The sequence below is a fragment of the Mycobacterium sp. IDUB_24 genome (assembly GCF_055419385.1).
The window spans coordinates 393,891-419,741 of the sequence record NZ_JBVAXO010000002.1 but is presented as its reverse complement, the minus strand read 5'-3'; the positions used below and the strand labels follow the sequence as shown (position 1 = coordinate 419,741).

The following is a 25,851-nucleotide window of genomic DNA, read 5'->3' as shown; positions in this document are numbered from 1 at the left end:
CATCATGACACGTCAATGGCTACACGTTGACGTTGAAACTCGCGATCGGCGTCGGATTCGCTCCCGGCAACAATGTTGTACTCCAGCCCCTGTGGCGAATGTGCCGCTTCTCCAGACATTTTCGACGTTTCTCATGAAAGCCTGCACATTCGGCACAGCTCCCCGAAAAGGGCAGGCCCCGTTCTAACCCCGCAGCGCTTCGGCGACCGGGCCGAGATCGAGCAACACCGTCTCACCATTGGCGTCGTCGAGCCCGTCGTTGTCCGTGACGACGTACAGGTTCTGATTGCCGGCGATCGCGAAGCCTTCGACCTTCTCCTGCACATAACCGTTGGTGGCCTGCAGATCCGGCACCAGATTGCGGGCCAACGTCTTCGGCAGAACCGGTGGCTTGTCGGCGGCCGATGTCACGCCCGGGGCGTCGGGAACCGCCACCCGGTACAACGCTTTGAGTCGCGCGTCGGGGCCGTTGAGCTTGTCCCGCTCGAGGACCAGCAAATCACCGTCGTGGACGGCGATTTCGGAGACACCGATCCAGTCGTCCTTCGTGCTGGTGGATTCCAACTGGTAGCCGAACCATTCCCACTTGTCCCCCGTCGGCGTGTAACGCCCGATGCGGACCACACCCGACGGGTCGGACTTGAGCTCACGTTGCAGCGCGATCCAGACGGAATTTCCGTCGACGGCGACACCTTCTAGGCCCTGGCCACCCAGCTGAGCTGCAACATCTTTGGGCAGCGGAACCCGCTTCTCGATACGGCCGTCGGCGGCGACGTAGACCAATTGGTTGCCGGGACCGTCGTCACCTTCGACCGCCAGCACGAAGCCGCCGTCGGGTCGGGCGGATACGCCCTCAATGTCGAGGGTGACAGGCTTGCCGTCTTCGGTGATCGGCAGCGCAGTGTCGATCAGCGCCGGTTTCTGCGCCACGTCCACGCCGAGGATGCGCGCCGGGCCGTACGCGCTGTCGGTGGCGGTGTAGAGCCGATTGTCGTCGCGAGGGTCGGCCGACAGCGCGCCGAGGGCACCCCATCCGATCGGTGCGCCGTCGATGTCGCCGGAGACGATGGACGGAAAGTCCGGTTTGCCTGTGGTGGCGAAGGATTCGCCGTAGCCGTAGAGGTTGACCGAGGCCCGTACGCGAGCCTCGGCATCGTCGGACTCCGAGGAGATGGCCAGCAGATTGCGTGACGGGATCGGCAGGACACCCTCGGGGCCGGGCGTGGTGGGCAGGATCTGCCGGAACCTGGGAGCGGCCGGTTCACTGACGTCGTAGACGGCGACGAAGTTGCTGCGCTCCGACGCGACAAGCACGATAGGCCGGCCACCAATGTTGGTGATGGCCAGGCCTTCCGGCTCGGGGCCCTTTGACTCGGCGCGGCTTTCGATGTGCAGGCCGGAGCGCACGGCGAGTTGTTCGAGGGAGTTGCCGGCGTCCCAGGTGATCTCGCCCGTGCCGGCGTCGAAGATCGTCCAGCCGCGGGCACCGCCCTTCCAGTCGCCTTCGTTAGCAGTGGCGAGGTAGTCGTCACCGATCCAGCCGATGGCGTCCGGTTCCCGCGGGGTGTCCTTGATCGAACCCGTCTGGTCGATCGTGTCGTCCTCTTTGGTGTCGATTCCTTCGACGGATTGGCTTCCGGCGCTGAAGATCTTGGTGACCTTGCCGGTGGGTCCGTCGATGACGGCGATGCCGTTGTTCTCCTGCAGCGTCACCGCGACCTGGCCGCGCGAATTGATGCTGACGTACTCCGGTTCGAGATCCTCGGGTGTGTCCAGGCCAGCCTTACGCGCGGCCTCCACATCGAAGTCGACCGTGCGGGGTTTCCAGGTGTTCGGCGCGCCCTTGAGGTCGATCAGTTGCACGAATCCGGTCGGCGGCTGGGGAAGGTCACCTTCCTCCTTGCCGGGCGGGGTGAACTCCTCGTTGCGCTGGTTCTCCATGGCGATCGCGGCGAAGGCGCCGTCGGGACTGATGGCGATCGAATCGGGCTGACCGCCCAGATCGATGCTGTGCACGCGGGTGCGGTCAGTGGTCCGGACGATGTCGACGCGTCCGGAGGGGCGCGCGAAGTCACCGCCGGTGGTGTCGACGACGACGAGGACGTGCTCGCCCACCGCGGCGACCGAGGTGGGCTGGTCGTCGGCATGGCCCAGCTCGGCGAGGGAAAGCGTGCCTTTGCCAACGGGTTTGGCGGGATCGAGGATATCGACGAAGCCGATGCGTTTGGCGGCGGCGTCGGTGTAGATGAGGGTGTTGCCGTCCGGGGTGACGGTGGAGATCTCGGCGACAGTCTCTTTATCGAGCGGGTCAGCAGCCGGTTTGTTGAGGTACACCGGGTAGGTGGCGGTGCGGTGGTAGCGGTCCGCGTCGGGCAGGTTCCAGTCGATCTGCGAGGTCGCCTTCGGGGTCGCCGGATCCCCTGGATTCTTGTCCTCGGTGGAGCATCCCGCCAGGAGCAGTGCTGCCACCGTGGTCACTGCTGCGGCCCGTCTCGCCGTTGTCATTCGCCACCTTCTTCAGTTGTGCCGGTGCGTCGGACGAGCGTGCCTGGCACAGGTGACTGACAGGGATTCCACAGGTGAACGGAAAGCGACGCGCGCTACAGCGGCGCTGAGAGCGGGCCGAGCGCCTGGCATTGCGGGGCGATCTCCGCGATGCCCATCCAACCGCCGCATCCCCGACCGGTGGACACATAGGTCGCGCCGGGCCGGTAGGGCGCCAGCACCTGTGCCGGTTGGGCTCCCCTGCCCTGATTGCATTGGATGGGTGAGGCGTTGTCCTGACGCTGCACGCACGCCACGGTGAAGCGGGGGTCTGCCGGAGCTCCACATGCGGATGGGCCGACGGTCGCGCTGACCATATCTGCGCCGTCGACATGCACGACGGCGGGCGGCGACAGGGTGAATGCGCAGGGCGGCGCGGGTTCGGCGTGGGCGGGTGCAGCGATGACGCCCGCGATCACGATCCCTGACAACAGCACCGAACTGGCCCGAGCCATGTGCCGATCATAGTTCCGCTGACTGGTCGATCAGTAGGGCTCGGCGGGAATCAGTGAGGCGACCACGCCGCACAGGTACTCGACCTCGGCGGTGGAGGGCTGCATCTCGAAGGCGTGCACATGGCAGGCGACGCTGAGACGGTTCCAGGCCAACGCTGCGCGGTCGGCGGCCTCGGCGGTGTCCAGGGACTTGAGCACGACGAGCTTGCTGCGCGAATTGGCCCGGGGAGCATCCGCATCGAGGGCGGAGCATCGCTGATCGATGATCTCCTCCAGCGCCTGGCGGGCCAGGAACGCCGCGACCCGTGATGACAACCCCTCGGCCGATCCGGGTGCCCGGAGTACACGTTGCGCCTGGCCGAGCAGGTCCATCACACTCATCGCAACGCCAGCACTTCGAGCACCGTCTTCTCCAGGTCCCGGGCGTCGTGGATGGAGACCGGTCTTGCGTCGCCGTGTGCGCCGGCGTTGCAGATCCGCAGTGCCCGTTGGCGTTCGCCTTTGAGCCATGACGTCAGATCGGTCTGCGGATCACCGTGGATCGCCAGGGCCAGCCGACTCGAGGTCTTCTTGGCCGACAACCACTTGTCCTCGGATTCGGTGAGTGCTCGACCGGCCAGCGCCTGCTTGGCATAGAAGGTCTGCTTGGCAGCGGATTCCAGCGCCATGCGGAACAGCGCCGGCGCGGCCCGGCCTTTGATGTCCTCGGGCATCTTGGTGTCCTTGATCAACGCGAAGATATCGTCGACCTGCCGCCGGGCCGGATTTACGTTGTCGCGCACAGTGACCCGTGAACCCTTCTCACGGACCACTTCGATCAACCTGGCATCGACTCCGGTGTCCCGGATCACCGAGGCCAGGCGGTCGTCGTGGGAGAAGACGATCACCTGGTGTGTCTGCGCAATCTCGCACAGCACCTGGACGAAGCCGTCGATCTTCGACGGGTCCATCGCCTGGATCGGATCGTCGAGGACGACGAATCGGAACGGACTCTGCACCGAGGTCGCCCGCGGCAGGAACAATGCCAGCGCCAGTGCGTGTAGCTCCCCTTGGCTCATCACCGAGAGTGCCTTTGTGGGCTTGCCGTCGACCGCGCCTTCCAGCACCACCTTGCGCCGGGTGGAGGTCCCTTCGAGGGAGATCTCCACGAGGTCGACGTTGCTTTCCTGGCGGAGCTGGTGCCAGATGTCACGGGCTTGGGCGGCAATGGGTTTGAGCCGCAGATTACGGAAGGCGGCGGCATGTTCGTTGACCCATTTCTTGGCGGCGGTGACGGCGTTGAGTTCGTCGTCCACTGCCCGGGCCTGTTCTTCGAGGCCGACCCAGCCGCCCAGCTGGGCCGCCAGCGGCGCCCACGCGGTTTCGCGTCGCGCGAGTTCGTCGGCGGCCTCGGCACGCAGCGTTTCGGCGGCGGCGATCACTTCGGTCAGCATCGACTCGGCGTGCGCCGCCAGGGCATCGTCGCCGACCGGGATCTTCCGGGCGGCGGCCACCGCGTCGTTGTAGGTCGAGAGGGCGGGGAGGTCGACGCCGGGCACCGGGGCCGCCGGGACGAGTCCCTGGATCAGGGTGATCAGACTCGACCGCGCGGATTTGAGTTGTAGTGCGGTGGCTCGGTATTCGTCGAGCAGCTCGTCGCTTTGAGCGATGTTGGCCTGAGCGGCCGTGGCCCAGTCCGCGTCGAGGTGTCCCTGCGCGCACACGGGGCAATCGACGTCACCGGCCTGATGGTGAAAGCGCAGTGCGGTGCGCAGCAGGTCGACGCGTTGGCTGGTGAGGTCGATCGTGGCGGTCGCGGAGTCGGCCGCGGCTTTGATGGCGGTGCGTAGTTGCCGGGTCGCCTCCTCGACGCTGTCGATGGTCGGCGTCTCTACCTGGGCCAGGGCCCGCAAGGCGGGCACCACGTCGGATTGGGCCTCGCCTGCCCCGGTCGCCAAGGCGCGGACATCATCCAGGGGCACAGGACGTTTGCGCAGGAGTTTGGCCGCGCGCCCCGCTCGTTCGTCGGCGTGCCCGGCCAGCGCATCGAGGACGCGCTTACGTTCGGCGTCGGCGGTATCGCTGGCGATCTTGATCGCCTTGAGTCGGGTGGCGAGGAGCTTCTCGGTGTCGGCGAGCGCGTCGAGCCCCAGCAGTTTGGCCAGCGCGTCGTACAGCGCTGACGGCCCACCGTCGAACAGCCGGCCGAGCTCCTCGTAGGACAACAGCGGGCGGTGCAGTTCCAGGGCGCGGGTCCAGCCCAGGGCCACCGTGCCGTCGACTCGCTTGCCCCCACCGGTCTGCGTCCAAGTGGTGCAGTTGTCCAGTTTCTCGCCCTGATCCCAGTCCACGCCGATGGTGAACGGGCCGAGCGCCTCGCGGGTGAACCCGACCTGGATCTCGCACGGGTCGGGGTGGTGGAGGTTCTGCCAGGCCTCCGCCCACAGGCTCTCCTTCTTTTTCCAGCGATAGCTCGTTCCGGTGAGCGTGAGCTCCAGCGCCTCGGCGAAGCTGGATTTACCCGAGCCGTTGCGGCCGCTGACCACCATCAGGCCCGGCGCGGGGAAGAGGTCCAGCCGCGCGGACGGGCCCACACCGCGAAATCCGGAGACCGTGATCGAACTCAGAAATGTCGGCGTTGGACTGGTTTCCGTGGCCTCCCCACTTCCGCCGGATACCTCGGCCAGGGCGCCGAGGACGACGTCCTTCGCCCCGTCGGACAACGCGTCGTCGGCTCCGAGCAGTTCCAAGATGACGTCGTGTACGGACTGTTCGGCGCCTGCGGCGGCTGCGGCGGACTCACCCTCTTGCGGCATGCAACGATTTAACTATCTGCGGCCGACAATTTTGTCGGGATCGTCAGTTGAGCTGAGCCGCCTCAGGAGCGGAGGCTCTCGGGATGTCCTGCGCCGGCCCCTGTGGCGAACGTGCAGCCTTTCCGGCCAAGTCGGCGTCGGTGGCGTGCATAACATGCACGCTCGTCACAGTGCTCCAGAGCGCACATCCAGCCGACTAACGCGATCGCCGGAGGCATTCGTTGTGGACGTTTCCCACGCCGAGGGCGCAGTCCCTGATCAGGCAGAGGTACCCAGGGCGTGCCTGTTGTCAGACCGTGCCGCGTGAGGCCCACGCGGTGGCGCTGACGGTGAAGGGTCCGCCACCCAGATGGTCGCGAGCCACCGATGCGAGACGTGCGCGACCGGCATCGTCCAATCCCTGGACATGGTCACCAGCGGGACCGACGCCGAATGTGTACGGCTCCCACCAGTCTTCGAAGGTGGCATGTACAAGGTTCACCGTCAGGGGGCGCTCGTCCACGTCGCGCAGGCCGGCCGCTTCGAATATCTCGGTCAGGTGCCCCCGGTGCGCCCCGGAGAGCAGTGCTTCGTCCTCAGCATCTGGGGCAATGATGTGAACAGCCTCCCAGAACGGCGCCAGCGCGCCGGTCGGACCGTCCCACACGCAGGCTGCGACGACGCCGTCACGCCGAGTCACCCGACCCATCTGCCTCACGCCGGCGACCGGATCCGACATGAAGTGCACGACCAATTGCGCCAGGGATGCGTCGAAAGCAGCTGTGTCATATGGCAATTCCTCTACCGTGCCCTGCCGCGCATCGACATCGGGAAATCGTGCGCGGATCGCGTCGACGAACGGCGGCGACGGATCGATCGCCGTGACCTTGGCTCCCACCGACAGCAGTTGCGCGGTCAGCGCGCCCGGCCCGCATCCCACGTCGAGCACCTTGTCGCCCGCACCGACCCCGGAAAATGCCACAAACATCTCCGCAAGAGGCTCGGCGTACCGGCCCATGAAGCGCGTATAGGCGTCCGGGGGGACAACAAAACCCACGAGGAAATGCTACGTCGCCGGCTCTGCCGGGAGACCGATTCGCGACCTACCCACATTCGCACCGATACGGTTCTTGCCATGGCTGACGACGACCTGCGGACTGCTCTTGAGGCACATTGGGCGTCATCCGACGTGGACGACTTCGACGCCGAACATCGGATCTACCGGCGCGACGCGGTCCTTGACTATCCCCAATCAGGTGAGCGGATCCGCGGGCGAGACTGGATTCAGGCTTCTCGCGAAGCTCAGCCGAATGCCAAGCGCTTCACGGTCCGCCGCATCGTCGGTGGCGGTGACCTATGGATCAGCGAACTCGTGCTGACCTACGACGGGCAACCGTCCTATGTGGTGAGCATCATGGAATTCGTGGAGGGCGAAGTCGTCCACGAGACCCAGTACTTCGGGGCTCCGTTCAGTCCCGGTCCATCCCGTGCTCAGTGGGTCGAATCGATGGAATGACAACGCTGTTCGCCCCTCGAAACTGAGGCGAGTCTGGGCTGGTCGGGCGAGACGCGGATCAACCCGGCGAACTACGTGCCGTTGGTCTCCTGACCACCGCCGACGTACGCATGTATGCGGCCCTGGGGATAGGGCAGGTTGATTCCGTTTTCGTCGTAGGCGCGCAAAATTTCCCGACGGAGTTTGCGCTGCACCGACCACTGCGCGTTCGGTCGGGTCTTGAGGGTCATCCGCAAGGTGAGCTGGTCGGCCGCCAGCGACTGCACCCCGAGCATCTCCGGTTCACCGATGACCTTGCCGGCCATCTTCGGATCGGCGATGACGTCGTGGGCGGCTTCGACAGCGACCTGTTCGGCGCGGTCCACATCCGCGGTCAATGCGACGGGGACCTCGACGCGGGCCACAGCGTAGTCCTGGCTCATGTTCCCGACGCGGGCGATCTCGCCGTTGCGGACGTACCAGAGCGTGCCGTCGATGTCGCGGACGGTGGTGATGCGCAGCCCGACACTCTGCACCTCCCCGGACACCTCACCCAGGTCGACGGTGTCGCCGACGCCGTACTGATCCTCCAGCAGCATGAACACACCGCTGACGAAATCGCGGACCAGGTTCTGGGCACCGAAGCCGATCGCGAGCCCGACCACCCCGGCCGAGGCGATGAACGGCGCGATATTCACCCCGAGCACGCTGAGGATCGCCAACACGACCCACACCAGCAGCACAATCGACACCGTCGACTTGAGCACCGAGCCGATCGTCTGCGCCCGCTGCTGACGGCGTTCCGCGGCCCGTATGCTGCTGGTCGTCGCCGAGGCACGATCACGCAAATAGCGCAGCATCGGAGGTTTTCTGGCTTGCCCTTCCACCTCCCCGCTACGGGACTTCTTGGTCCTGCCGGTGGTCGCACGGTCGATCATGCGATGCAGCAAAAATCGAATGATTAACGCAACAACGATGTACGCGGCGACCCGAATAGGAACCTCGATCAACCAATGTCGATTGGTATCTGTCCATTCGAAAGCCTGGTTGTACATTTCCACGTTTTCGACGGTACGGCAGAACTGACGCAGGCGTCGAATGAGCGGGCCCACCTGCGCACTTGCACGACCAATTCGCTTTTGCAATAAGCATTTTCGGACTGCAGAAATGCGGGCAGGCCTCGCCCCAGACGAAACACGCTGACCAGCGGCACCGTATGCCCGTTGCCGTGGTTCCCCGCCAGGCGGCTTAGACCGTTGGATATTGACGTGCGTTCACTCGTGTCTGTGAGCCGATCACACAGCGATACTGCCGCCGAGTACCTACCGTGTATTCACCAGCAACCGAGAGGATGCCGAGTTGGCCGTCGAAAGCTCCGCGAACCCCACCACGCCGACGCTGCGCGAGCTCACCGTCCGCGGCATCCTGCTCGGCGGCGCGATCACGCTGGTGTTCACCGCCGCCAACGTCTATCTCGGTCTCAAGGTCGGCCTGACCTTCGCCACCGCCATCCCGGCCGCGGTGATCTCGATGGCCCTCCTGCGCAATTTCGCCAACCACTCCATCGTCGAGAACAACATCGTGCAGACCGTCGCCTCGGCGGCCGGCACGCTCTCGGCGATCATCTTCGTGCTGCCCGGGCTGATCATGATCGGCTGGTGGACCGGGTTCCCGTACTGGATCACCGCCGCCGTGTGCGCGGTCGGCGGCACCCTCGGGGTCATGTACTCCATCCCGCTGCGCCGGGCCCTGGTGACCGGCTCGGATCTGCCCTATCCCGAAGGCGTCGCCGCGGCCGAGGTACTCAAGGTCGGTGACAGCACGCGTGGCGCCGAGGAGAACCGCATCGGCATCCGGGTCATCGCGTTCGGCGCGCTGGTATCGGCCGGATTCGGGCTGTTGGCCAACCTCAAGGTGCTGGCCAACTATGTGGCGGCGTACTTCCGCGTCGGGGCCGGCGGTTCGATGTTCGGCGCCAGCCTCTCGCTCGCGCTGATCGGGGTGGGGCATCTGATCGGGATGACCGTCGGCATCGCGATGCTCGTCGGGTTGATCATCTCCTTCGGGGTGCTGCTGCCGATCCGGACCATCGGGACGTTCGGCACCGGTGAGTCGGTGGCCGACGTGATCGATGGCGTGTTCGTGCACGAGGTGCGGTTCATCGGCGCCGGGGCGATCGCGGTGGCCGCGGTGTGGACGCTGCTGAAGATCCTGCGCCCGATCATCAAGGGCATCACCGAGGCGATGGCCTCGGCACGGGATCGGCGTGGCGGTCAACTGGTCGACATCACCCAACGCGACATCCCGTTCCCCCTCGTCGTGGGGGTCATCGTGGCGATGCTGATTCCGATCGCGGCGCTGCTGTGGGAATTCTCCCGCGGCACCGCACTGCAGGGCAGTTCGGCCGGGATCATCGTGGCGAGCCTGGTGTTCGTCTTCGTCATCGGCCTGATCATCGCCGCGGTGTGCGGCTACATGGCCGGCCTGATCGGCTCGTCGAACAGTCCCATCTCCGGCGTGGGCATCCTGACCGTGATGATCGCCGCACTGCTGATCAAGGTGGTCTTCGGCCGCGCCGATGGCGACCAGTCCCTCGCGCTGGTGGCCTTCACCCTGTTCGTCGCGGCCGTCACGTTCGGAGTCGCCACCATCTCCAACGACAACCTGCAAGACCTCAAGACCGGTCAACTCGTCGGCGCCACGCCGTGGAAACAGCAGGTGGCCTTGATCATTGGTGTTCTGTTCGGGTCGGCGGTGATCCCGCCGGTGCTCGACCTGATGCAACGCGCGTTCGGCTTTCTCGGCGCGCCGGGGGCCACCGACCATGCCCTGGCCGCGCCGCAGGCCGCGCTGATCTCCTCACTCGCCAAAGGCGTGTTCGGCGGGTCCCTGGACTGGTCGCTGATCGGCTTGGGTGCGGCGATCGGGGTGGCGATCGTGATCGCCGACGAAATCCTGTGTCGCACTTCCCGGTTCAGCTTGCCCCCGTTGGCCGTCGGGATGGGTATGTATCTGCCGATGAGCCTGACGCTGATCATCCCGCTGGGTTCACTGCTGGGCTGGTTCTACAACCGGTGGGCCGATCGGAGCGACTCCGCGGCCGGCACCGAACGCAAGAAGCGCCTCGGCGTGCTGCTGGCCACCGGCATGATCGTCGGCGAGAGCCTCTACGGCGTCGTTTTCGCCGGGTTCGTCGCCGGCACCGGAAGCGACGACCCGCTCGCGATCTTCACCGGCAATGACGGGACTTTGGCTGAGGTTCTCGGGGTGATCGGCTTCGCGGCCGTGCTTCTGTGGTTGTACAAGCGGACGCAGAAGATTTCGGGGCGTGCGGTGGAGGTGTGATCTGACGCGAGGCCGGCACCTCGTTGAGTTTGAGTCGATGGGGGTCTGTCGGTGATGTCCTGTTTCGGGGCACTGTGGCGAACGTGCAGTTTTTCCGGCCAGAACTGCCTCGTGACGCCAAGATCCTGCACGCTCGCCACAGTGCACCGCATCGAACGTTGGGATAGGAATTCGCTTTTCGCACTTCATGCTTCGGCGGCTGCGCTGCCCGGTTCGAACCGCAGTGGCAACGCCTCGCCTTCTCGTCCCTGCTCGTGTCGTCCACAGCCATTTCTTGTATGCGGGTTCGTAAGACCTGGCTATACCTTCTAAATGTAGCGATTCACGGGCGCCAAAACGTGCTCGGCGATGCCCTCACTCGCCCAGCCCTGACGGTGAACTTCGCGACGAACCATCGATAGACATCGCATATGCGGGCGAGCGCGGGCAACAGCGCTCAGCGAGGCACGACCGTGATGCTGCATCGAGGTCCGTTCGCCCCGGACAACCGCACATCCGCAGTGACCAGGGTGCAGTCTAGATTTTCGGCAAGCGCGACATACATTGCGTCGTACGCCGTTACAGCGGACCGGAGTTCCCAGACCCGTTCCAGGAGAGGTCCAGCGGCATAGCGAATCAGCCCGAGTCTTCGCCAGATATCCAGCGCCTGACGCGCTTCCTCTGTCCCGAGCAAGCCGGCTGCGACTTGACGACGCAGCACACTGACAACTTCCACGTCCGCCAGATGCGGTACATGAATCGGTTCGGCCACAAGAAGTCTCCGGGCCGGCCCATCATTCAACAGCGCTGAGACTGCCGCCGACGCGTCGAGCACGATCACCTGCGTTCGGATTCCAACTGCTCGACGATCGTCTCGGTGGCAATGTCGAGATCGGGCAGTGTGGCGACCAGCGCCGCGTTGTCGACTCGGCGAGTCGCCGCATCGAGTTCACGGATTGCCACGGCAGTCACCGACGTGCTCGCGGCACGTGCCATCCGCTCGAGTCGATCCATGACCTCGTCGGGGACATTACGCAGATGCAGAGTTCGCACCGTCCCAGCGTACGCTTCTCGCTTGCATTCTGCTAGCAAATTGCTAGCAGAATGCGATTCATTGCTTTCAGCCTGCATCGTCGAGGCTCCAGTAGTTCTCCGCTTGTCTCAGGATGTCTTTCTTGTAACGCGACCTCAGCTGGTCGATCACCGCGATCGTGTGCGCCGTCAGCTCCTCGCGAATCCCGCTCTGCGCGTGGGCGAATGGGATGAAGGCACGCAGCAGATCAGGCGCGTCCAACACGACCTCCAACGGAGTGTAGGAGTCGTCGCAGTACGGGCTGCCGATCGCCCGTTCCACGCGGATCTCACTCCACCGCAGCGGATCACCACAACCAGTCTCGATCAGCTCGAGCAGCAGATCCCGGTGGCCGCGGTCGGCAAAGGGCGCTGCTGAGTCGGTGGCGAAGAACCGGTCGCACAGCTGCCCGGCCGCCACCCAGTCCGTGGACGGCCGCTGTGCACCACCTTCGGGCAGCTGCCGTACCAACCACTGAATCAGGGCTCGGCACTGCGGCCAGGTATCGGTCGCACGCGTCAAGGTCGGCTCCGAGAGCGCATCCTCGATCCACGCCCTGGCATCGGCCAGGGTCATCTCGACGACATAGGTATCACTGCTGGAGGCGACCGCCCGCGCAAGACACTGGTCAATCGGATCCCACACGACGATGGCATCGACGACGCCGGACAGTCCGTTGTGGTCGATCAAAACGGACGCGGTCACCTCGTGTTTGCCGTCGAATCGCGCGCCGATCACAAGTTCGTCGGCGTCGCCGAGCACATCAGCGAGGCGCACCGCGCGGTACATCTCGACGTGCGACAGACCGGTGATCCATTGCGGCAGAGGATCGTTGCGCTCAGCAACAGCTTCTCTGCATCGCATCTGGAGCTCTGGATCATCGACGAGAAGTTGAGCCAGCACGGCCAGCAGCGCCGTCGTCTCCCGATTACGCTCACCGATCATGCCGTCGACAAACCGATCCAGGAAGCCGGCGTCGTACTCCGACTTTGGCCAGTCCAACGGATCGGGCCTGCCCTTCTGGATCACGTAGCCGGCCGTGCCAAGCAGACTGTGGGGGTGTCTGCCCGAAACGGTCATGCGTATCGCGTCCCCGAAGGTTGTGTCGGGACGAGATTCCCGGTCGCGTTTCCTGGCCCGCCGCACATCACGACGAGCCTCTTTGGCCTTGCGTTCACGTCGTTTGTCTCCCATAGGCGGAGGCTACTCAGGGGTGCTGACACCTCCGCCGGCTGCTCAAGTCCCTTCGCATCCAGGGCTTTCACCCCGGCTCCTACCGCTCGATGAGCAGCGACGCGTCGGTCCAGTAGCCGCCCATGTAAGGCACTGCGATCACCGCGATCACTCGGTGCAGTGGCGTCCGGCCCGGGCAGTTCTCGGTGAGGAGCATGTCGTAGCGGTAGGTCCTGGTGTCGGACGAAACCCACGAGATGTCCATCGTCCCCTGCTCACCCCGATCGCGGACCGAGTCGAGGGCGTACCGGCAATCAGGAAGCGGAAATGCCGCCTCGATCAGGCGGTCGAGTTGCAGGTTGTCCGGCGCGTCCGGCGCGGCGCTGGTGTTGCGCAGCAGCTGCAATTGCTTCGGGTCTCGCGAGTTCAAGGCGGCGACGAGGTCCTGGGCCCGTCGTTGTTGCTTGTCCGGCAGGTAGGGCTTCATCTGCCGCAGTCGGTCATCCTCGACTTTCCCGAGGTACCAGCCCGCGGCAGCGCCACCGGCGATGAGGACGACGAGCACGAGTGCCGCAACCAGGGCCAGACGCCCGATGTTGACTCTGCGCACAGCGCCCCCTCTCCGGGCGCACCACACTACGCCGGCACACTGGCCACCCGACAGAACTCCGCGGCGAACGCCTGCGCGATACCCGCAGCGCGGCGGTGGTACTCGGCGTCATCGAGGTCGGCGTCGCCGCGTCGGTATCGAGAGCCCAACCGTGCCAGCGCATCGGCTCCCTCGTTCAACGGGACGCCGGAATGCCCGGGCACCCAGCGTATTTCGATCCGGTCGCGCTCGAGATAGATGCGGCGCCGGGCGGCGTGCAGGCAGTGTTCGCGATCGGGCTCTTCTGCCGGGTAATCCGCGGGCATGGCCGGCTGGCCACGCTTCCAGCGGTTCACCATGGAGATGGCGTGCTGACTGTCGGACAACACCGCCAGGTGATGGCGTGGCAACGCGGACACCGCGGCGCCGATCGCCCGCAGCTCGGCGACGAGCACCGGTTCGGTACCGACACGTTTGGACGACGACCGATATCCGGCCAGCCCGTAGTCCCCGGACGAGGTGAGCCAGCCGAACCCGGCGTGCTGTTGACGCACCGAGCCGTCGGTCGCCACGGTCACGGGCCCGCCGTCGACCGCGCGTGGCGATGGGAGCGGTACCGGCTGTGCCGGGCAGGCGTTCTGCACGGATGCGACCGCGGCGGCCAGCAATGAGCGATCGGCATGGTCGGGACGCTCGATCCACCAGTCGCCTGCCGCCTCGGAGATCTGCCCGGCGTACTGCCACAGCGGGCTTCCACAAGTCAGGTTCACGACGAACCGCAACCGCTCCAGCCCCTGGCGCCCGGCGCAGACCACGCCGATGGCATCGAGCACCGCCACCTCGGGATTGGGCGCCGCCACCACTCCTGAGCCCGACCAGGACTCCCCGACCGCGGCATACCGGTAACCGAACGCCGTCTCGGCGACCGCGATCGCGATCGACTCGGCCGGACGCGGGCGCGCGAACACCAGGTCGACGCGCCTGGGGCGCGCCTGAGGTACCTCCACCATGTCTCGCCTCCCGCGGGTTCGATGGGGAGACAGTAGGGGTGGGCACCGACAGTGCATCGGTGCGCGAGTCGGGCTCGACCGAGTTGTCGGTGCCCCTCTTCATACTGATCGGCTCGCTGGAGATTCCATGCCGAGCGAGAGGACTCCGGCATGACGATCCGCATCGCGACACTGAACATCCGCCACGGTGGCAGCAAGTTCGGTGCAGCACTCAGCACGCGACTGCTCGGCTATGACGCCGACCTGCTCGTCGTGACCGAGTTCCGGGCCAACGAGGCGGGCACCACTCTGGTCGCCCAGCTCGAACACGCCGGATATACGACCACGCATCCCATGGCCGAGCCGAAGCAGAACACCGTGCTCATCGCATCCCGAACCCCCATCGACCGCGCGGCACCGTTCACCCGGGATCTGCCCGGCCGGCACCTGTGGTGCGCGGAGTTCGACGGGACCCTCATCTGCGGCGTCTACCTGCCGCAGGCCCACGCGAAACTGCCCTACTGGGAGGCGTTGATCGACCGAGCCCGCCGCAGCGGAGTCGACTTGCTCATCGGCGACTTCAACACGGGCAACAACGATCTCGACAAAGATCCCAAGGGGACGAAGTTCATCGGGCCGGAAATGCCCGGCCGCTTGATCGCCACCGGATACACCGACGTGTGGCGGTCGCTGCACCCGACCACCCGCGAGTACTCATGGCTCAGCCGCCCCGGCGACAACGGATTTCGCCTCGACTACATCTTCGCCGCGCCGGAGTTCGCAGAGCGTGTCGTGGCGTGCGAATTCGACCACGCACCGCGGCTGGCCGGCGAGACCGATCACTCGGCGCTCGTGGCCTCGTTCAACTGAAAGCCAACCAACGGAAGGAGACCATGAGCGATCAGAGATGCGTGCCGCGTACCCGGTGGCCGCTGAGCATCATCCGCGGTTCGAAACTGCCTGACCCGCATTGTGTTCGCGTGACCGTCACGTTCTACATGAGCTCCGATATGGGGACCGTTGACCTCGCGGTGCACGGGTACGCGCTCGGGGCGACACCGCACGAAGCCGTCGCCCGCACCAAGGAATACGTTCTCGTGCAGCTGCATCGGGTGATCACGCGGCGGGGCGGAACGTTCGAGCGGTGGTGGGCCGAAGACGAATACGGCCACATCCTCGAATCTCACGATGCCTACCAACGGCCCCGCCGGCCGCAGATGTGGAGCTAGGGTCGATCTCAGTATCGAGCACTCCGACTGACCGCATCGTGGTAACAAGGTTTCGTGCCCGACGCCATCGATCCCCTGCTGCTCGGTCAGCGCGTGGTGGCGATCTTAGAGACCGGCGCCCGGGTGGCGACGTACAAGTTGGCCACCCTCATGGCGCTCATCGACCACTGCATCGAGAACCTGCCGGAGCAACCGTCTGATTCGTTGACGGTCCCTACTTGATCGGCACGCTCTTGCAAAAGCACGCAGGCGAATCACCTTGCGGACAGCAGCTATTCCTCAGCGCTTACGCCGCCTGGCTCGATCCTGACCGGCAAGGCTTCGCCTTCTCGTCCCTGTCGACGAAGTTCTTCTAGCCACTGCGCGTAGTCGGTCTCGTAAGACCTGTCCAGCTCCTTGCCCTTATCAGTAACCCGTAACCACAGCGTCCACGGCCAACCCGCACGATCATCGAACCGGTCAACGTACTCGGCAAATATCCGTTGGATCGACTCTTGCAGCGAGCTGTCCCAGGGGACGAAACGCGCGCCATGGTCTTGCAAGTCACCGATCTCGGCTACGCCTTCGCCTATCAGCAGACGAACCAACTCGAGTGTCTTGGGTTGTATTTCAGCGCGGCTTTCGGACGGATTTTCCTCCGCGACATGCCGGTGCACCTCCCAGAGTTTGACCCAATCATGCTGGCCCTCCACGAGAACCTTCTCGCGCGCAGACAGCATTTCCTATCCTCCTGACCAGCACGTACCCAGGAGTCCGAGCGTACCAATAGTGCGGCGCTTGATTTCGCCGATGCGTCATGACCGCCCAAAGTCAGGAAGGCCAGGCCGTTTCGATCTCGCGGGCGAGGTCGAGCTGCCACGGTTCAGCGACGTCGAGCAGAATTTGATCCCATTCGGGCGCAGAGGATCGGCGTGCCGCGGCGGCATCGGCCACCACTTGCAGCGCTGTCCTGCCTCCTATCAGAAGCGTCGGCACATGAATATGCCTGAGTGACGAAGGATGTTTAGTAATAAGACCTTTCGCGGTCGCCTTCCCGATCGAGGCTGCGCCGACCAACGAATGTGCCGCAAGCCGTAACTCTGTCCGCTTTCGCTCTTCCCGACGATTCAGGACAGCAGTCCCGCGTGTTCGAAACGCCTCAACGTGCACATGCGTGCGAATCACGAGCTCGGTCGTGAGAGTCGTCATTCCCGGCGCCACAGTGGCCGACCGAACGTTTAGCCCCTCCCCGCTCCGCAATCCTTTGTACGCATGCAAGGCAAACTTTCTGATCGCTTCGTCGTCCATCTCATATAGCAAGGATGATCCGGGTATCGGGAGACTCATCGGGGTAAGCACGTCGGCTCCAAGATGCATAAGCCACCGCAGCAGCGCCTCTTCGAAGGTGTCAACGACGTCAAATCGTCCGCTGGCACTGACTTTGGATCGCTGCCCAGCCGACCACCCGACGCCTCGAAACTCGCCGTCCATGATCTGGCGCAGCGCTTCGAACGGCCGGGCCAAATCGTGGCCGGCAGACTTGACACGATGGGCCCGACCGCCAAACCCCTCACCCATGTAGTCGATCGGTAGACGCTTTCCTGCCTTCTCAAATCGGCGCAAGACGTTGGTTTTCGTCAGAGCAAGGAGGCGGTTCCGGACCGCTCTGTCGATGGAAGCATCGAACCAAACGCAAGCCGTCCCGAGGACCCCCGCGAGGCCCACCATGGCAACGTCCGCTGTGCTCCACTCGATCCGTTGCCGACTGCGCCATTCAGCGAGTGCCTCTGCCTGCTCAGCGGTCAGCGCCGCATCGAGATCGACATCGATCCAGGAGTTCGATTCCCGCAAGCCGTCGTTGAAAACTGTCAGGTCTCGGTAGGGTTGCGAGGGCGGAGCAACGGGAAGCGCTGAGGCGACTGGGTCGTCAGACAGCGCATTGGCGATGGCGCGGTCCATCGCGTCCAGCCGCCTGCGTTGAGTATCGAGATTGCGATCGAAGTCTTCGGTCATCCGACAAACGCCGGCAACCGGTCACGAACAACCTCGAGCGTCGCTTTGGCTTTCTCGGCGTCGGATCGGACTTCCCGCAGACTCGACAGTTCATCTTTCAGCGCACGGTTCTCGTCGCCGAGGCGCTTGTTTTCGGCCTTCAGAGCAGCAATCCGTTCGCTAAGGAGATTGATTCTGTCGGAGAAGTCGTTGATACGGCTCTGCAGACCCTCTGCCACCCGACGGAGCTTCTGATCACGGTCCTGAGAATCGGCAAGAACCAACTTGGCCAGCAGGTCAAGCTTTATGGCATCGGCAACCACTTCAGCTGAACCGACACGGCTGAATCGGGCAGTGGCTCCCGCTGCCCCCGCGGCGAAAACACTGCCGACTCCCGTCAGCAGAATCGTGCCGCCGAACACGCCGAAACCGCCGGCTGCGATCGAACCACCGCCCAGCATGGCCAGACCAGCTGACGTCGCCGCGGCTCCAGAGAATCCTAGACTTGCACCGATTGCTCCCCCAACAGCTGGGGCGGCCCACCCTGCCGTAACTGCGCCCAGCCCAAGCCCGACGACCGAAACTGCCGCGACCTTCCCCCACTTGATGGACTTGCGTTTCAGCTGACGCATCAACGCGTCGAATTCCCCTGTGGCCGCTTCGAAGTCATCCTGCGACACGCCCGCAAGCTGCTGGACAGCCGTTTGCAGGCCCGCCTGACGCGCCCCACTCACCCATTTCTCGGCCGGGTACCAGGGATTGAAGGTCATCAGGTCGATCAACAGGATCATCCCGCGTGATCGCGAGTCGATGGCACGAGCACGTTCAGCTGTCATGTCCGGGCCGAATGAATCGGAGGGCGCGTTGTCACCCGCGCTTCGTGCGGCCACTAGAAATGAACGATGAAACTCGTTCAATACCAGTTGCTTGCGTTCTTTGCGAGCGTCCCGACGTTCCTCAGAGAGGTCGGTGCGCATCATCTGCAAACGCAACGAGTGCAAAGTCACCAGCTCGCCTGGATCCAGGGTCAACTGGTCCGCCAAGTCATCGGCATCGTGCATACCGGTTGATCTCCCTTCATGTGCGCAGGTGGACAATAGCCCGCTGCTATGACACGGCTAGTGCTTTTCCTCGCTCAGCGCCGCGCGAACCTGGCCGGTGTCGAGTTCATCGCGACGTCAGTTCCAGAACAGTCGGACGTGTCGAACGGATACGGACATTCGGAAACTTCGCCACCAGCGAGCACACGAACGCCGACCGCTTCACATTCAGGTCGTTGAGTAGCTCTTGCTGACTCAATTCGCCTTTGTCGCGCAATCTGTCCCATGCCGCGGCGATCATCCACGCTGGCACGCGCTGCGGCCCAGACCCACGGCTCAACGAACGCTCGGTTTCCACGAGGACACCGTCGCGGTCCACATCGATGATCCTGTTGAGCTTCTTGCTGGACAACGTCAAGATCACCGTGCCGGGACCGGCTACCTCCGACACCTGATCGAAGAGGTCGTCATCGAACGGGGCTGCACTCATGCAGACCCGACCACGACGATCCCGGACGGCTGCTGCTTGAGTGTCCCGATGGCCAGTGCCCGTTCCAGCGCTTCATCCAGCCGGGCGCCGATGGCCTGTGTGATGCGAACCCCGCCGAATAACGCCAACGCATCACGCTTGAGATCTTCGACGGCCATGCCGCCGGCCTGCTCGGTCACGATCGCCATGGCATTGCCGATCTCCACCAAGCTGACTTCGCCGATCTGCCGACCGTCGCCTTTCTTCGACGTACGTGCCGTCCGCCAGGTAACCGGGTCAATACCGCTGGGCCAGTAAAAATCTCGATCCCCCGGGCGCAGGTACCTGGCGGGCACGACTCGCCGGATAGCGACCCGACGGGACTCGGCAACCTTGCCGAGACTGAAGGCGCCAGCCACGAGCTTGGCCAGCCGGTCCTGATGGACCGGCCCCTCGGTGTCGATGATCGACTCGACGACCTTCAAGACCTTGGACTCGTTGTAGGCGGTGTGGATCTCATCCAGCACCCTGATGTCGCCGACAACGATCGGCATCCACGGGCTGAAGTCCACGATGTTGACATGCCGGCGCGGGGCGACGGGTTCAGGCTTCGACACCGCGGCAGGTGCTGATCTGAAGGCGAAAACCTCCTCGCGGATCTGCGGCACCGGAGCGGGGCCCGTCGCAACCACCGGCGCCACCTCCACCGGCGGTTCCAGCCGACGCTGCTTGGCCGCGGCCACCGCATCCCGCAAGCGCGTGATCGTTGCTTCCCGCTGACTCAGCCATTCGGGCAGCCAAACCCGTTCCACACCAGGCCAATGCAGAAGAGTCGACAGCACGTCGACTGGCAGCCCGTCACGGTCGGCCACTGTCCTGCGGTCGTACCACTCCAGACCGTCGAGCAGGACCGCGACCAGCGGCTGGTCGGGTTCATCCGGGTCCGAGACAACGAGGTCGACGCGGAAGTCGGACAGCCCCACATCCGCGCTGACGACGAAGCCCTCGCCGCGAAGCGCCTCGGCGATGTCGTCACGGTGCCGGTCGATCACGGCGTTTCGCCGTCCGCCCTGGGTGATGGTCTCCACGCCTCGGTGAGCCATCTCCAGGTACACGCGCAAATGCTTCGTACCCACCTGGGTGGTCTCCTCCGCACGCAGGTCCCCTGGATCGAAGCTCGCATAGAGAACCACTTCGCGTCGCGCACGGGTGATGGCGACGTTGAGGCGGCGTTCGCCACCTGGTCTGGACAGCGGCCCGAAGTTCAGTGGTACGACGCCCTTGTCGTTCTTGCTGAAGGCGATCGAGAACAGGATGGTGTCGCGCTCATCGCCCTGGACGTTCTCGAGGTTCTTGACAAACAGTCCGTCAGGTTCGTCAAGCGCCCGCAACAGGCGGTCGTCCCCGGTATCACGCAGCAGGTTCTCGATGAGATCACGCTGCTGGGCGTTGAACGTGATCACACCGATCGACGGCGCGACGTCAGGCGACGCGGCGAACCGCCCGCGGATGTCCGCCAGAATGCGATCGGCCTCGACCCTGTTGGTGCGCAGCGTCTTTCCGCGGCCGGACCGCTCGAACTGTCCATCGACCCGGACGAGGGAGATGCCGTGGCCGGTGGCCGGCGCCAACGGTGCGGGGAACGAGGCCAACCGCCCGTTGTAGTAATGGATGTTGCTGAACGCGATCAACGTCTCATCCTGACTACGGTAATGCCAGGACAACCACTGCTGCGGCACCAGCGCTTGCACACATTCACTGAGGATCGACTCTTCATCGGCAACGACCTCAGGGGTGACATCCTCTTCACCATCGTCAACGGACACACTGGCATCGGCAAAGCTGGTGGGCGGCATCTGCTTGCTATCCCCCACGACGACAACAGACTTCGCGCGACCCATCGCCCCGATGGCATCAGCGACGCGGATCTGGGACGCCTCATCGAACACGACGATGTCGAAGATGTCTTGCTGGGCCGGGAAGAAGCGGGCTACGGAATCCGGGCTCATCAATGTGCAAGGAAGGATCTGGGTGATCAGGTCCCCGAAGTTGTCCATCAGACTGCGCACGCTCATGCCGCCACGCTTGCGGTCCAGTTGCCTTTTCAGCAGCCCGATCTGGCCGCTCTCGGTGTACACATCAATCGTGCGGCCGGCGAGCAACTGTGCGGGTATGGACCGGCGCAGCTCCTCACGGATGGCCGACGAGCTGGTGGTGAACCGTTGGATGGCCTTGCCGTGTGCGGTCACGTCAAAGTCGCTGAGTCCGCTGGCCTCGAGCCGTTCGGCGATGGACGCGATAGCCACACCACGGTCGAACGCGAGGCTGGCGTCTTCGGCCACGATATTGCCCGCGAGGATGGCCTTCCGCGCCTCACCCATGTCCGCACGCAGCAGCGGTTCGACGTGCTGGAGCAGCCCGACCCACGCCTCAATGGTCGCCGGGGTCTCCAACCTTCGCGCAACGCGAGTCACCCACCACTGGGCAATGAAGGAGCCTTCGCCGGCCCAGCTCTGCTGCTGTGCTGGTGTGGTGCCGGTGGCTTCCGTCAGCTGCCGCCATCCGGCCGACAGCGCCTGTAGCGTCGGGGCCATCGTCCCGGTCTGGGTGTCGCTGTAGAACTTTCGCAGATCCGCAATGTGCGGCGCCGTCGGATTCTTGGACAGCACCTCGCCCACGCGTCGCAGGGCTGCGAAGTTCGTCGTCAGATGCGCAACATCGTCGGCCACGAACGGGTTCCACGGGCGGTCGAACAACACCACCGGCAGTGCGGCAACCCGTTGCCGCAGATCAGCGACGGCAGTGTGGCTGGTCTGCATGTCCGCGGTCCGCGCTGACAGCGACTTGAGCTTGATCTCTGCCGGATCCACCGCGAGAACATCAGTGAGCTGTGCAAGGACCGCGCGGCGCCGCTTCTTGCGGCCGAAGATGCCCGATTCGTCGGCTGCCACCGCCGCGGCATGAATGGCCAGAATGTCGAGGTCCATGGCTGCCGGTGTGGCGATGGCCAGCCAGTCCGGCTGTTGTTGGTGCAGACTCGCGAGGAGCTGTTCGAGCCCAGCGACGTGGGCCTGCCACTCGGAGGTACTGAGGCTGTCCACCGCCGCCAGCGGGTACCGCGGCTCGTTGGTCAACCGGGCCCAGGTGTCGATGGCGTCCGTGTTCTGCCATTTGCCGATCGCATCCAGGGCGATCCCGCCGGCTTGGAGTTCGGCGAGAGCGGTGTCAAACGCTACCGCGGCGGCGTGGATGCGGGCGGCGTCAAGGCCGGATTGCGGGACGGCGTCGATGAACGCCCAGGGATGGTCGGTGCGGGGACGCGCGTCGTCGACCTTCTCCGGCAGCGTGCGGAGCGCCTGCGCTGCCGCGTCGAAAACTGTGGAATCAGTGTTGGTGACAAGGCTTCTCGGCACGGTAAGCGGGATGACGTCCTGGTCAGCCGCGAGCTCGGACGAGCGTGCGGTGTACAGGGACTGCCCGACGGCATTGCGCTCGTGCAGCCGGTTGGCGTAGCGGGCCAGGCTGTGCCGACTCGACTCGGCCACCTGCAGATTGGTACGCAGCAGATCCGCGTCATGGCTCAGCCGCAGTTCCAACGCGTTCTTGATCTGTGCCCGCACCGCGGCGGGTCGCGCAGACTTGTCGTGGATGTCCAGAGACAGCTCCCCCAAGCCCACGCTTTCCAGGCGCTTCTTCACCACGTCCAGAGCTGCCCGCTTCTCGGCGACGAACAGCACGCGACGTCCGGCCGCCATCGCATGTGCGAGCAAATTGGTAATGGTCTGCGACTTACCGGTTCCCGGAGGCCCTTCGAGGACAAATGTCCGGCCACCGACCGCGTCGGCGACGGCCCGCAGCTGAGAGGCATCGGCCGGCACTGGCACTGAAGTGCTCAGTTCATCGAGGTCACTGTCAACCGCGTCCACGACCGGATCGGTGAACTGGTTCTGTGGGTTTTCGATGAGGTGGCGCACCAAGCTGTTGCGGGACAACCCCTTCCATGATTCGTCCAGGTCCTTCCACAGCGGGAACTTCGCGAACTGCAGGATCGCCAGGTGCACACTGTCCTCGACCCGGAACGGGAGCCCCGCCTCGGCGACCGCGCGGCGGACGGCATCGAACGCGCCGGTCAGGTCGATACCTGACGCATCTTCATTCGGCTGCGCGAGCCCGGGAATTTCCAGGCCGAGCGCGGTGCGCAGCTTCTCGACGAGGCAGTAGTTCGGTGTGGAGGCGCCGGTGTCGTCCATGGTGAGGACATAGCGCTCACCCCGGTTGGTGGTGCTGAGTGTCACCGGCACCAGCACCAGCGGTGACCGCAGCGGACGGTCGTTGAGGTTCCAGTCGAGCATGCCGAAGGCGAGATAGAGATTGTTGGCGCCAGTCTCTTCACGGATCGTTTTCGCCTTGTTGGCAAGGTATCTCAGCTTGTTCTTGTACGACGCCGCGGTGATGTCGATGTAGGCGCTGCGTTTGTCGGCGAGCAAGATTTCACGTTCACCTTCGGGCAGCTCCCGCCCGAAGCGAACACCGCGGGCGACATCGACGTTCTGCACCTCGTCGGATCCCAGCAGACTGAAGCCGGCACCGGCATTGACGGCGTCCTCGAAACGGCTGAGCGCGGGGGCTGGAACTTCGAGGCGGTAGCCGGCGCGGTCGGTGTAGTTGATGAGCTTGTTGCGCAAGCTGAGGTCGAGCAGCGCGTTCTTCCACTGCCTGATGCGGGCGGGGACGGGCTCAGCCTGCGGCGCCGGTTTCGTTTCGCTGGCCACGTACGGCGCGATCACCGGGCCTGCGCCCGGTTCATAGTGCGCCACAACGACATTGCCCTCAGCATCGGTACTGCGGCTGGGCAGTGGGTAGATGCGAGCCCGCCGGGCCTGCCGCACGTCGGTAACGCCGAGGATGTTCGTCAGATCATCGGAGAGGTGCCGGATGCGTGGCGCACGGCGTGCATCGTCGAATGTGGCGTCGGACGCGGACTGCGTCATCATGGTGGTTTCGACGAGCCCGATGTTGCCGAGGTCGACCTGGTTGACGACCTCGACGGGCTCGGTGGTGGAGACCGTGCCGAGGGCACCATCGATGCGCCAGTAGCCGACGAAGGCGTGGCCGCGGATCAGCCAGATCGTCGAGTTGATGCCGCACTGTTCAAGGACGGCCGCCATCACCAGGGTCGTGTCGAGGCAGGTGCCCAGGCGCCCGTCGAGGACCTCGGCCGGGGTGCGCACCTTCTGCCCGATATCGCCCCAACTCGCGGGCGGCTCGGCATAGCGGATGTCGCGGGCCTTCATGGCGTCGAAGACCGCTTGGGCGATCGCGTCGACGCGTTCGGGGTTCTCGCTCTGGTAGCCGTCGATCGAGGAGTTCCCGGTGGCTGCGAGCAGCCGGTCGGAGATATCGACCATCAGGGTGGCGATAGCGGCGGCGTTGGGCTGAATATGGGCGGCCAGGATCTCCAGCGCAAGTTGCGGCGGCGTGGCCTTCCATTGGTTGGCCGCCAGGATGTTGACCTCTTTGGCAGCGTCGGCGAGGACCTGACCGGAGCTGTCGCGCAGAACGACGCGGATGTCACCGGGGCGCTGCTCGTCGACCCGCAGCATCGATGCCGGGTCCAGTTTGAGGTCAACGGAATTCAGGACTGTGGGCTGGTGTGCCAGCAGGTCGAGGTGGATTTCGGCAGGTCCGCCGTGGGAGCCTTCGGCGCTGACCACGTCGACCTCGATGACCGCGCCCTGGAGGTCACCACCGGTGTTGTCGACGGTGATGTGGTCGATCACCGGGATGCGGCAGTGGGCCATCGCGTAGCTCAGGTCCGAGATGGCGGAGATGTCGATACGCGGCGCGTCGATCGCGGGCGCGGGAGTCGGCTCCGGCGTGGGTACCGCTTGTTTCGTCGGCTCCGGCTGCGGTGCGGTTGTGGCAGCGACGGGTGCCATCGACGCTTTGAGCTTGTTGACCCGGACCGCGACGTCGGTGGCGCCGATGGCGCGCAGCAGCAGCTCCGCCGAGTCGATCGCGCGGTAGGTTTCCGCGTCACTGAACTCGCCGGTGTGGGCCCACGTATTGCGGACCTCGCGCAGCTCCTTGGCGTAGATCTCGGCCTGGCGGGGCATGGCGCGGTTGAAGGGGTACCCGAGGTCGCCGAGGCGTTCGGTCATGGCGCGCAGCATCAGGGCCAGGTCGCGGCTCTGGTATTCGCCACCACGGCGTCCGTTGGCGGCATCCTTTGCACGCAGCAAGTCCACCCAGTCGGTCCCGGGGGGCAGAACACGGTTGAGGGTTTGCGCGACAAACGGTGACAGTCCGCCGGCCAGTGTGGTCAGGGTTTGTCCGACGAGTTGGTGACGATCAACGGAGTTCACGGCCTACACCTCTGCCTTCATCGCGTATTGAGTATTGCGTAATGCAAGCACTTCGCACGCGGGTATCGAAGGCCGCTGACGGGTACCCCGACGCAGCAGCCAAAACATGGAACCACGACGCACCCACCCGGCGGAGTTCTTTGCCGACGTTAATTTGCCGAGGATCGTAGCGACCAGGGGCGATGCAACCACCGACTGGGGTGCACACATGGGTCAAGCAGTCGGCGGTCATCGGGTCTCCATCCGTCAGGCTCAGACGCCCGCGGGTGGCGAGCTGATCAGGATGGCATGGGGTACCGACAAGTGACGACAACGACGTAGTCGCAGCTGACCGAGCCACGCTAGTGCTGCGCATTCTGGCG

Annotated in this window: 20 protein-coding genes and 1 pseudogene; 5 read left to right on the top strand and 16 right to left on the bottom strand. The window is 64.8% G+C overall.

Features of this window, described 5'->3' with window-relative positions:
- Window positions 1-183 precede the first annotated feature (183 nt).
- From ACZYZF_RS09610 to ACZYZF_RS09590, 5 genes are all read right to left on the bottom strand, one after another.
- Complete coding sequence (locus ACZYZF_RS09610) at window positions 184-2,505, bottom strand: esterase-like activity of phytase family protein (RefSeq protein ID WP_463835461.1); 2,322 nt, start codon at window positions 2,503-2,505, stop codon at window positions 184-186.
- A 95-nt stretch (window positions 2,506-2,600) separates the two neighbouring features.
- Window positions 2,601-2,999 carry a hypothetical protein gene (locus tag ACZYZF_RS09605; protein ID WP_463835460.1) on the bottom strand — a complete coding sequence of 133 codons (399 nt, stop codon included), beginning with the start codon at window positions 2,997-2,999 and terminating at the stop codon, window positions 2,601-2,603.
- Between the two features lie 30 nt (window positions 3,000-3,029).
- The gene (locus tag ACZYZF_RS09600) at window positions 3,030-3,380 is read right to left on the bottom strand and encodes a hypothetical protein (RefSeq protein ID WP_463835458.1); all 351 of its coding nucleotides are present in this window, start codon (window positions 3,378-3,380) and stop codon (window positions 3,030-3,032) included.
- The gene (locus ACZYZF_RS09595) at window positions 3,377-5,794 is read right to left on the bottom strand and encodes an AAA family ATPase (protein ID WP_463835457.1); all 2,418 of its coding nucleotides are present in this window, start codon (window positions 5,792-5,794) and stop codon (window positions 3,377-3,379) included. The genes ACZYZF_RS09600 and ACZYZF_RS09595 overlap by 4 nt, the downstream gene beginning before the upstream one ends.
- 289 nt (window positions 5,795-6,083) lie before the next feature.
- Window positions 6,084-6,830: a class I SAM-dependent methyltransferase gene (locus tag ACZYZF_RS09590; RefSeq protein ID WP_463835456.1), complete on the bottom strand. Its 747-nt coding sequence runs from the start codon at window positions 6,828-6,830 to the stop codon at window positions 6,084-6,086.
- A 78-nt stretch (window positions 6,831-6,908) separates the two neighbouring features.
- Here ACZYZF_RS09590 and ACZYZF_RS09585 point away from each other — a divergent pair, with 78 nt between their 5' ends.
- Entirely contained in the window at window positions 6,909-7,289 is a 381-nt protein-coding gene (locus tag ACZYZF_RS09585; protein WP_463835454.1) for a nuclear transport factor 2 family protein, read from the top strand.
- A gap of 71 nt (window positions 7,290-7,360) precedes the next feature.
- Here ACZYZF_RS09585 and ACZYZF_RS09580 read toward each other — a convergent pair whose 3' ends face one another.
- Window positions 7,361-8,323, bottom strand: coding sequence for a mechanosensitive ion channel family protein (locus tag ACZYZF_RS09580; RefSeq protein WP_463745309.1), 963 nt, complete (start codon window positions 8,321-8,323; stop codon window positions 7,361-7,363).
- A 304-nt stretch (window positions 8,324-8,627) separates the two neighbouring features.
- Between ACZYZF_RS09580 and ACZYZF_RS09575 the strand changes: the two genes are divergently transcribed.
- Window positions 8,628-10,613, top strand: coding sequence for an OPT family oligopeptide transporter (locus tag ACZYZF_RS09575; RefSeq protein WP_463835453.1), 1,986 nt, complete (start codon window positions 8,628-8,630; stop codon window positions 10,611-10,613).
- A gap of 436 nt (window positions 10,614-11,049) precedes the next feature.
- On the opposite strand, the gene ACZYZF_RS09570 is transcribed toward ACZYZF_RS09575, so the two are convergent.
- From ACZYZF_RS09570 to ACZYZF_RS09550, 5 genes are all read right to left on the bottom strand, one after another.
- Window positions 11,050-11,427 (bottom strand): type II toxin-antitoxin system VapC family toxin, encoded by a 378-nt coding sequence (locus ACZYZF_RS09570; RefSeq protein WP_463835866.1) that lies wholly within the window; start codon window positions 11,425-11,427, stop codon window positions 11,050-11,052.
- A 2-nt stretch (window positions 11,428-11,429) separates the two neighbouring features.
- Complete coding sequence (locus ACZYZF_RS09565) at window positions 11,430-11,645, bottom strand: antitoxin (protein ID WP_463835452.1); 216 nt, start codon at window positions 11,643-11,645, stop codon at window positions 11,430-11,432.
- 67 nt (window positions 11,646-11,712) lie between these two features.
- Window positions 11,713-12,858 carry a hypothetical protein gene (locus ACZYZF_RS09560; protein WP_463835451.1) on the bottom strand — a complete coding sequence of 382 codons (1,146 nt, stop codon included), beginning with the start codon at window positions 12,856-12,858 and terminating at the stop codon, window positions 11,713-11,715.
- Between the two features lie 79 nt (window positions 12,859-12,937).
- Window positions 12,938-13,447 carry a hypothetical protein gene (locus ACZYZF_RS09555; RefSeq protein WP_463835450.1) on the bottom strand — a complete coding sequence of 170 codons (510 nt, stop codon included), beginning with the start codon at window positions 13,445-13,447 and terminating at the stop codon, window positions 12,938-12,940.
- 26 nt (window positions 13,448-13,473) lie between these two features.
- Window positions 13,474-14,436, bottom strand: a complete 963-nt coding sequence (locus tag ACZYZF_RS09550) for a ribonuclease H family protein (protein WP_463835448.1) — start codon at window positions 14,434-14,436, stop codon at window positions 13,474-13,476.
- Window positions 14,437-14,586: 150 nt separating this feature from the next.
- Here ACZYZF_RS09550 and ACZYZF_RS09545 point away from each other — a divergent pair, with 150 nt between their 5' ends.
- The 3 genes and pseudogenes from ACZYZF_RS09545 to ACZYZF_RS09535 form a co-directional block, all read left to right on the top strand.
- On the top strand, window positions 14,587-15,285 hold the full coding sequence (locus ACZYZF_RS09545) for an endonuclease/exonuclease/phosphatase family protein (protein ID WP_463835447.1): 699 nt from the start codon (window positions 14,587-14,589) through the stop codon (window positions 15,283-15,285).
- A 23-nt stretch (window positions 15,286-15,308) separates the two neighbouring features.
- Window positions 15,309-15,644, top strand: coding sequence for a hypothetical protein (locus ACZYZF_RS09540; RefSeq protein WP_463835445.1), 336 nt, complete (start codon window positions 15,309-15,311; stop codon window positions 15,642-15,644).
- Window positions 15,645-15,698: 54 nt separating this feature from the next.
- Window positions 15,699-15,860, top strand: a pseudogene (locus ACZYZF_RS09535) (HNH endonuclease); the annotation flags it as partial.
- Window positions 15,861-15,916: 56 nt separating this feature from the next.
- Here ACZYZF_RS09535 and ACZYZF_RS09530 read toward each other — a convergent pair.
- From ACZYZF_RS09530 to ACZYZF_RS09510, 5 genes are all read right to left on the bottom strand, one after another.
- Window positions 15,917-16,363: a hypothetical protein gene (locus tag ACZYZF_RS09530; RefSeq protein ID WP_463835444.1), complete on the bottom strand. Its 447-nt coding sequence runs from the start codon at window positions 16,361-16,363 to the stop codon at window positions 15,917-15,919.
- Between the two features lie 91 nt (window positions 16,364-16,454).
- Window positions 16,455-17,636, bottom strand: a complete 1,182-nt coding sequence (locus ACZYZF_RS09525) for a hypothetical protein (protein ID WP_463835443.1) — start codon at window positions 17,634-17,636, stop codon at window positions 16,455-16,457.
- A complete protein-coding gene (locus tag ACZYZF_RS09520; RefSeq protein WP_463835442.1) occupies window positions 17,633-18,676 on the bottom strand; it encodes a cell division protein ZapB in 1,044 nt (347 codons plus the stop codon). The genes ACZYZF_RS09525 and ACZYZF_RS09520 overlap by 4 nt, the downstream gene beginning before the upstream one ends.
- 106 nt (window positions 18,677-18,782) lie before the next feature.
- Window positions 18,783-19,145, bottom strand: coding sequence for a hypothetical protein (locus tag ACZYZF_RS09515; RefSeq protein WP_463835441.1), 363 nt, complete (start codon window positions 19,143-19,145; stop codon window positions 18,783-18,785).
- Window positions 19,142-25,489: a DUF3320 domain-containing protein gene (locus ACZYZF_RS09510; RefSeq protein WP_463835440.1), complete on the bottom strand. Its 6,348-nt coding sequence runs from the start codon at window positions 25,487-25,489 to the stop codon at window positions 19,142-19,144. Before ACZYZF_RS09510 ends, ACZYZF_RS09515 begins: the two co-directional genes overlap by 4 nt.
- Between the last annotated feature and the right edge of the window lie 362 nt (window positions 25,490-25,851).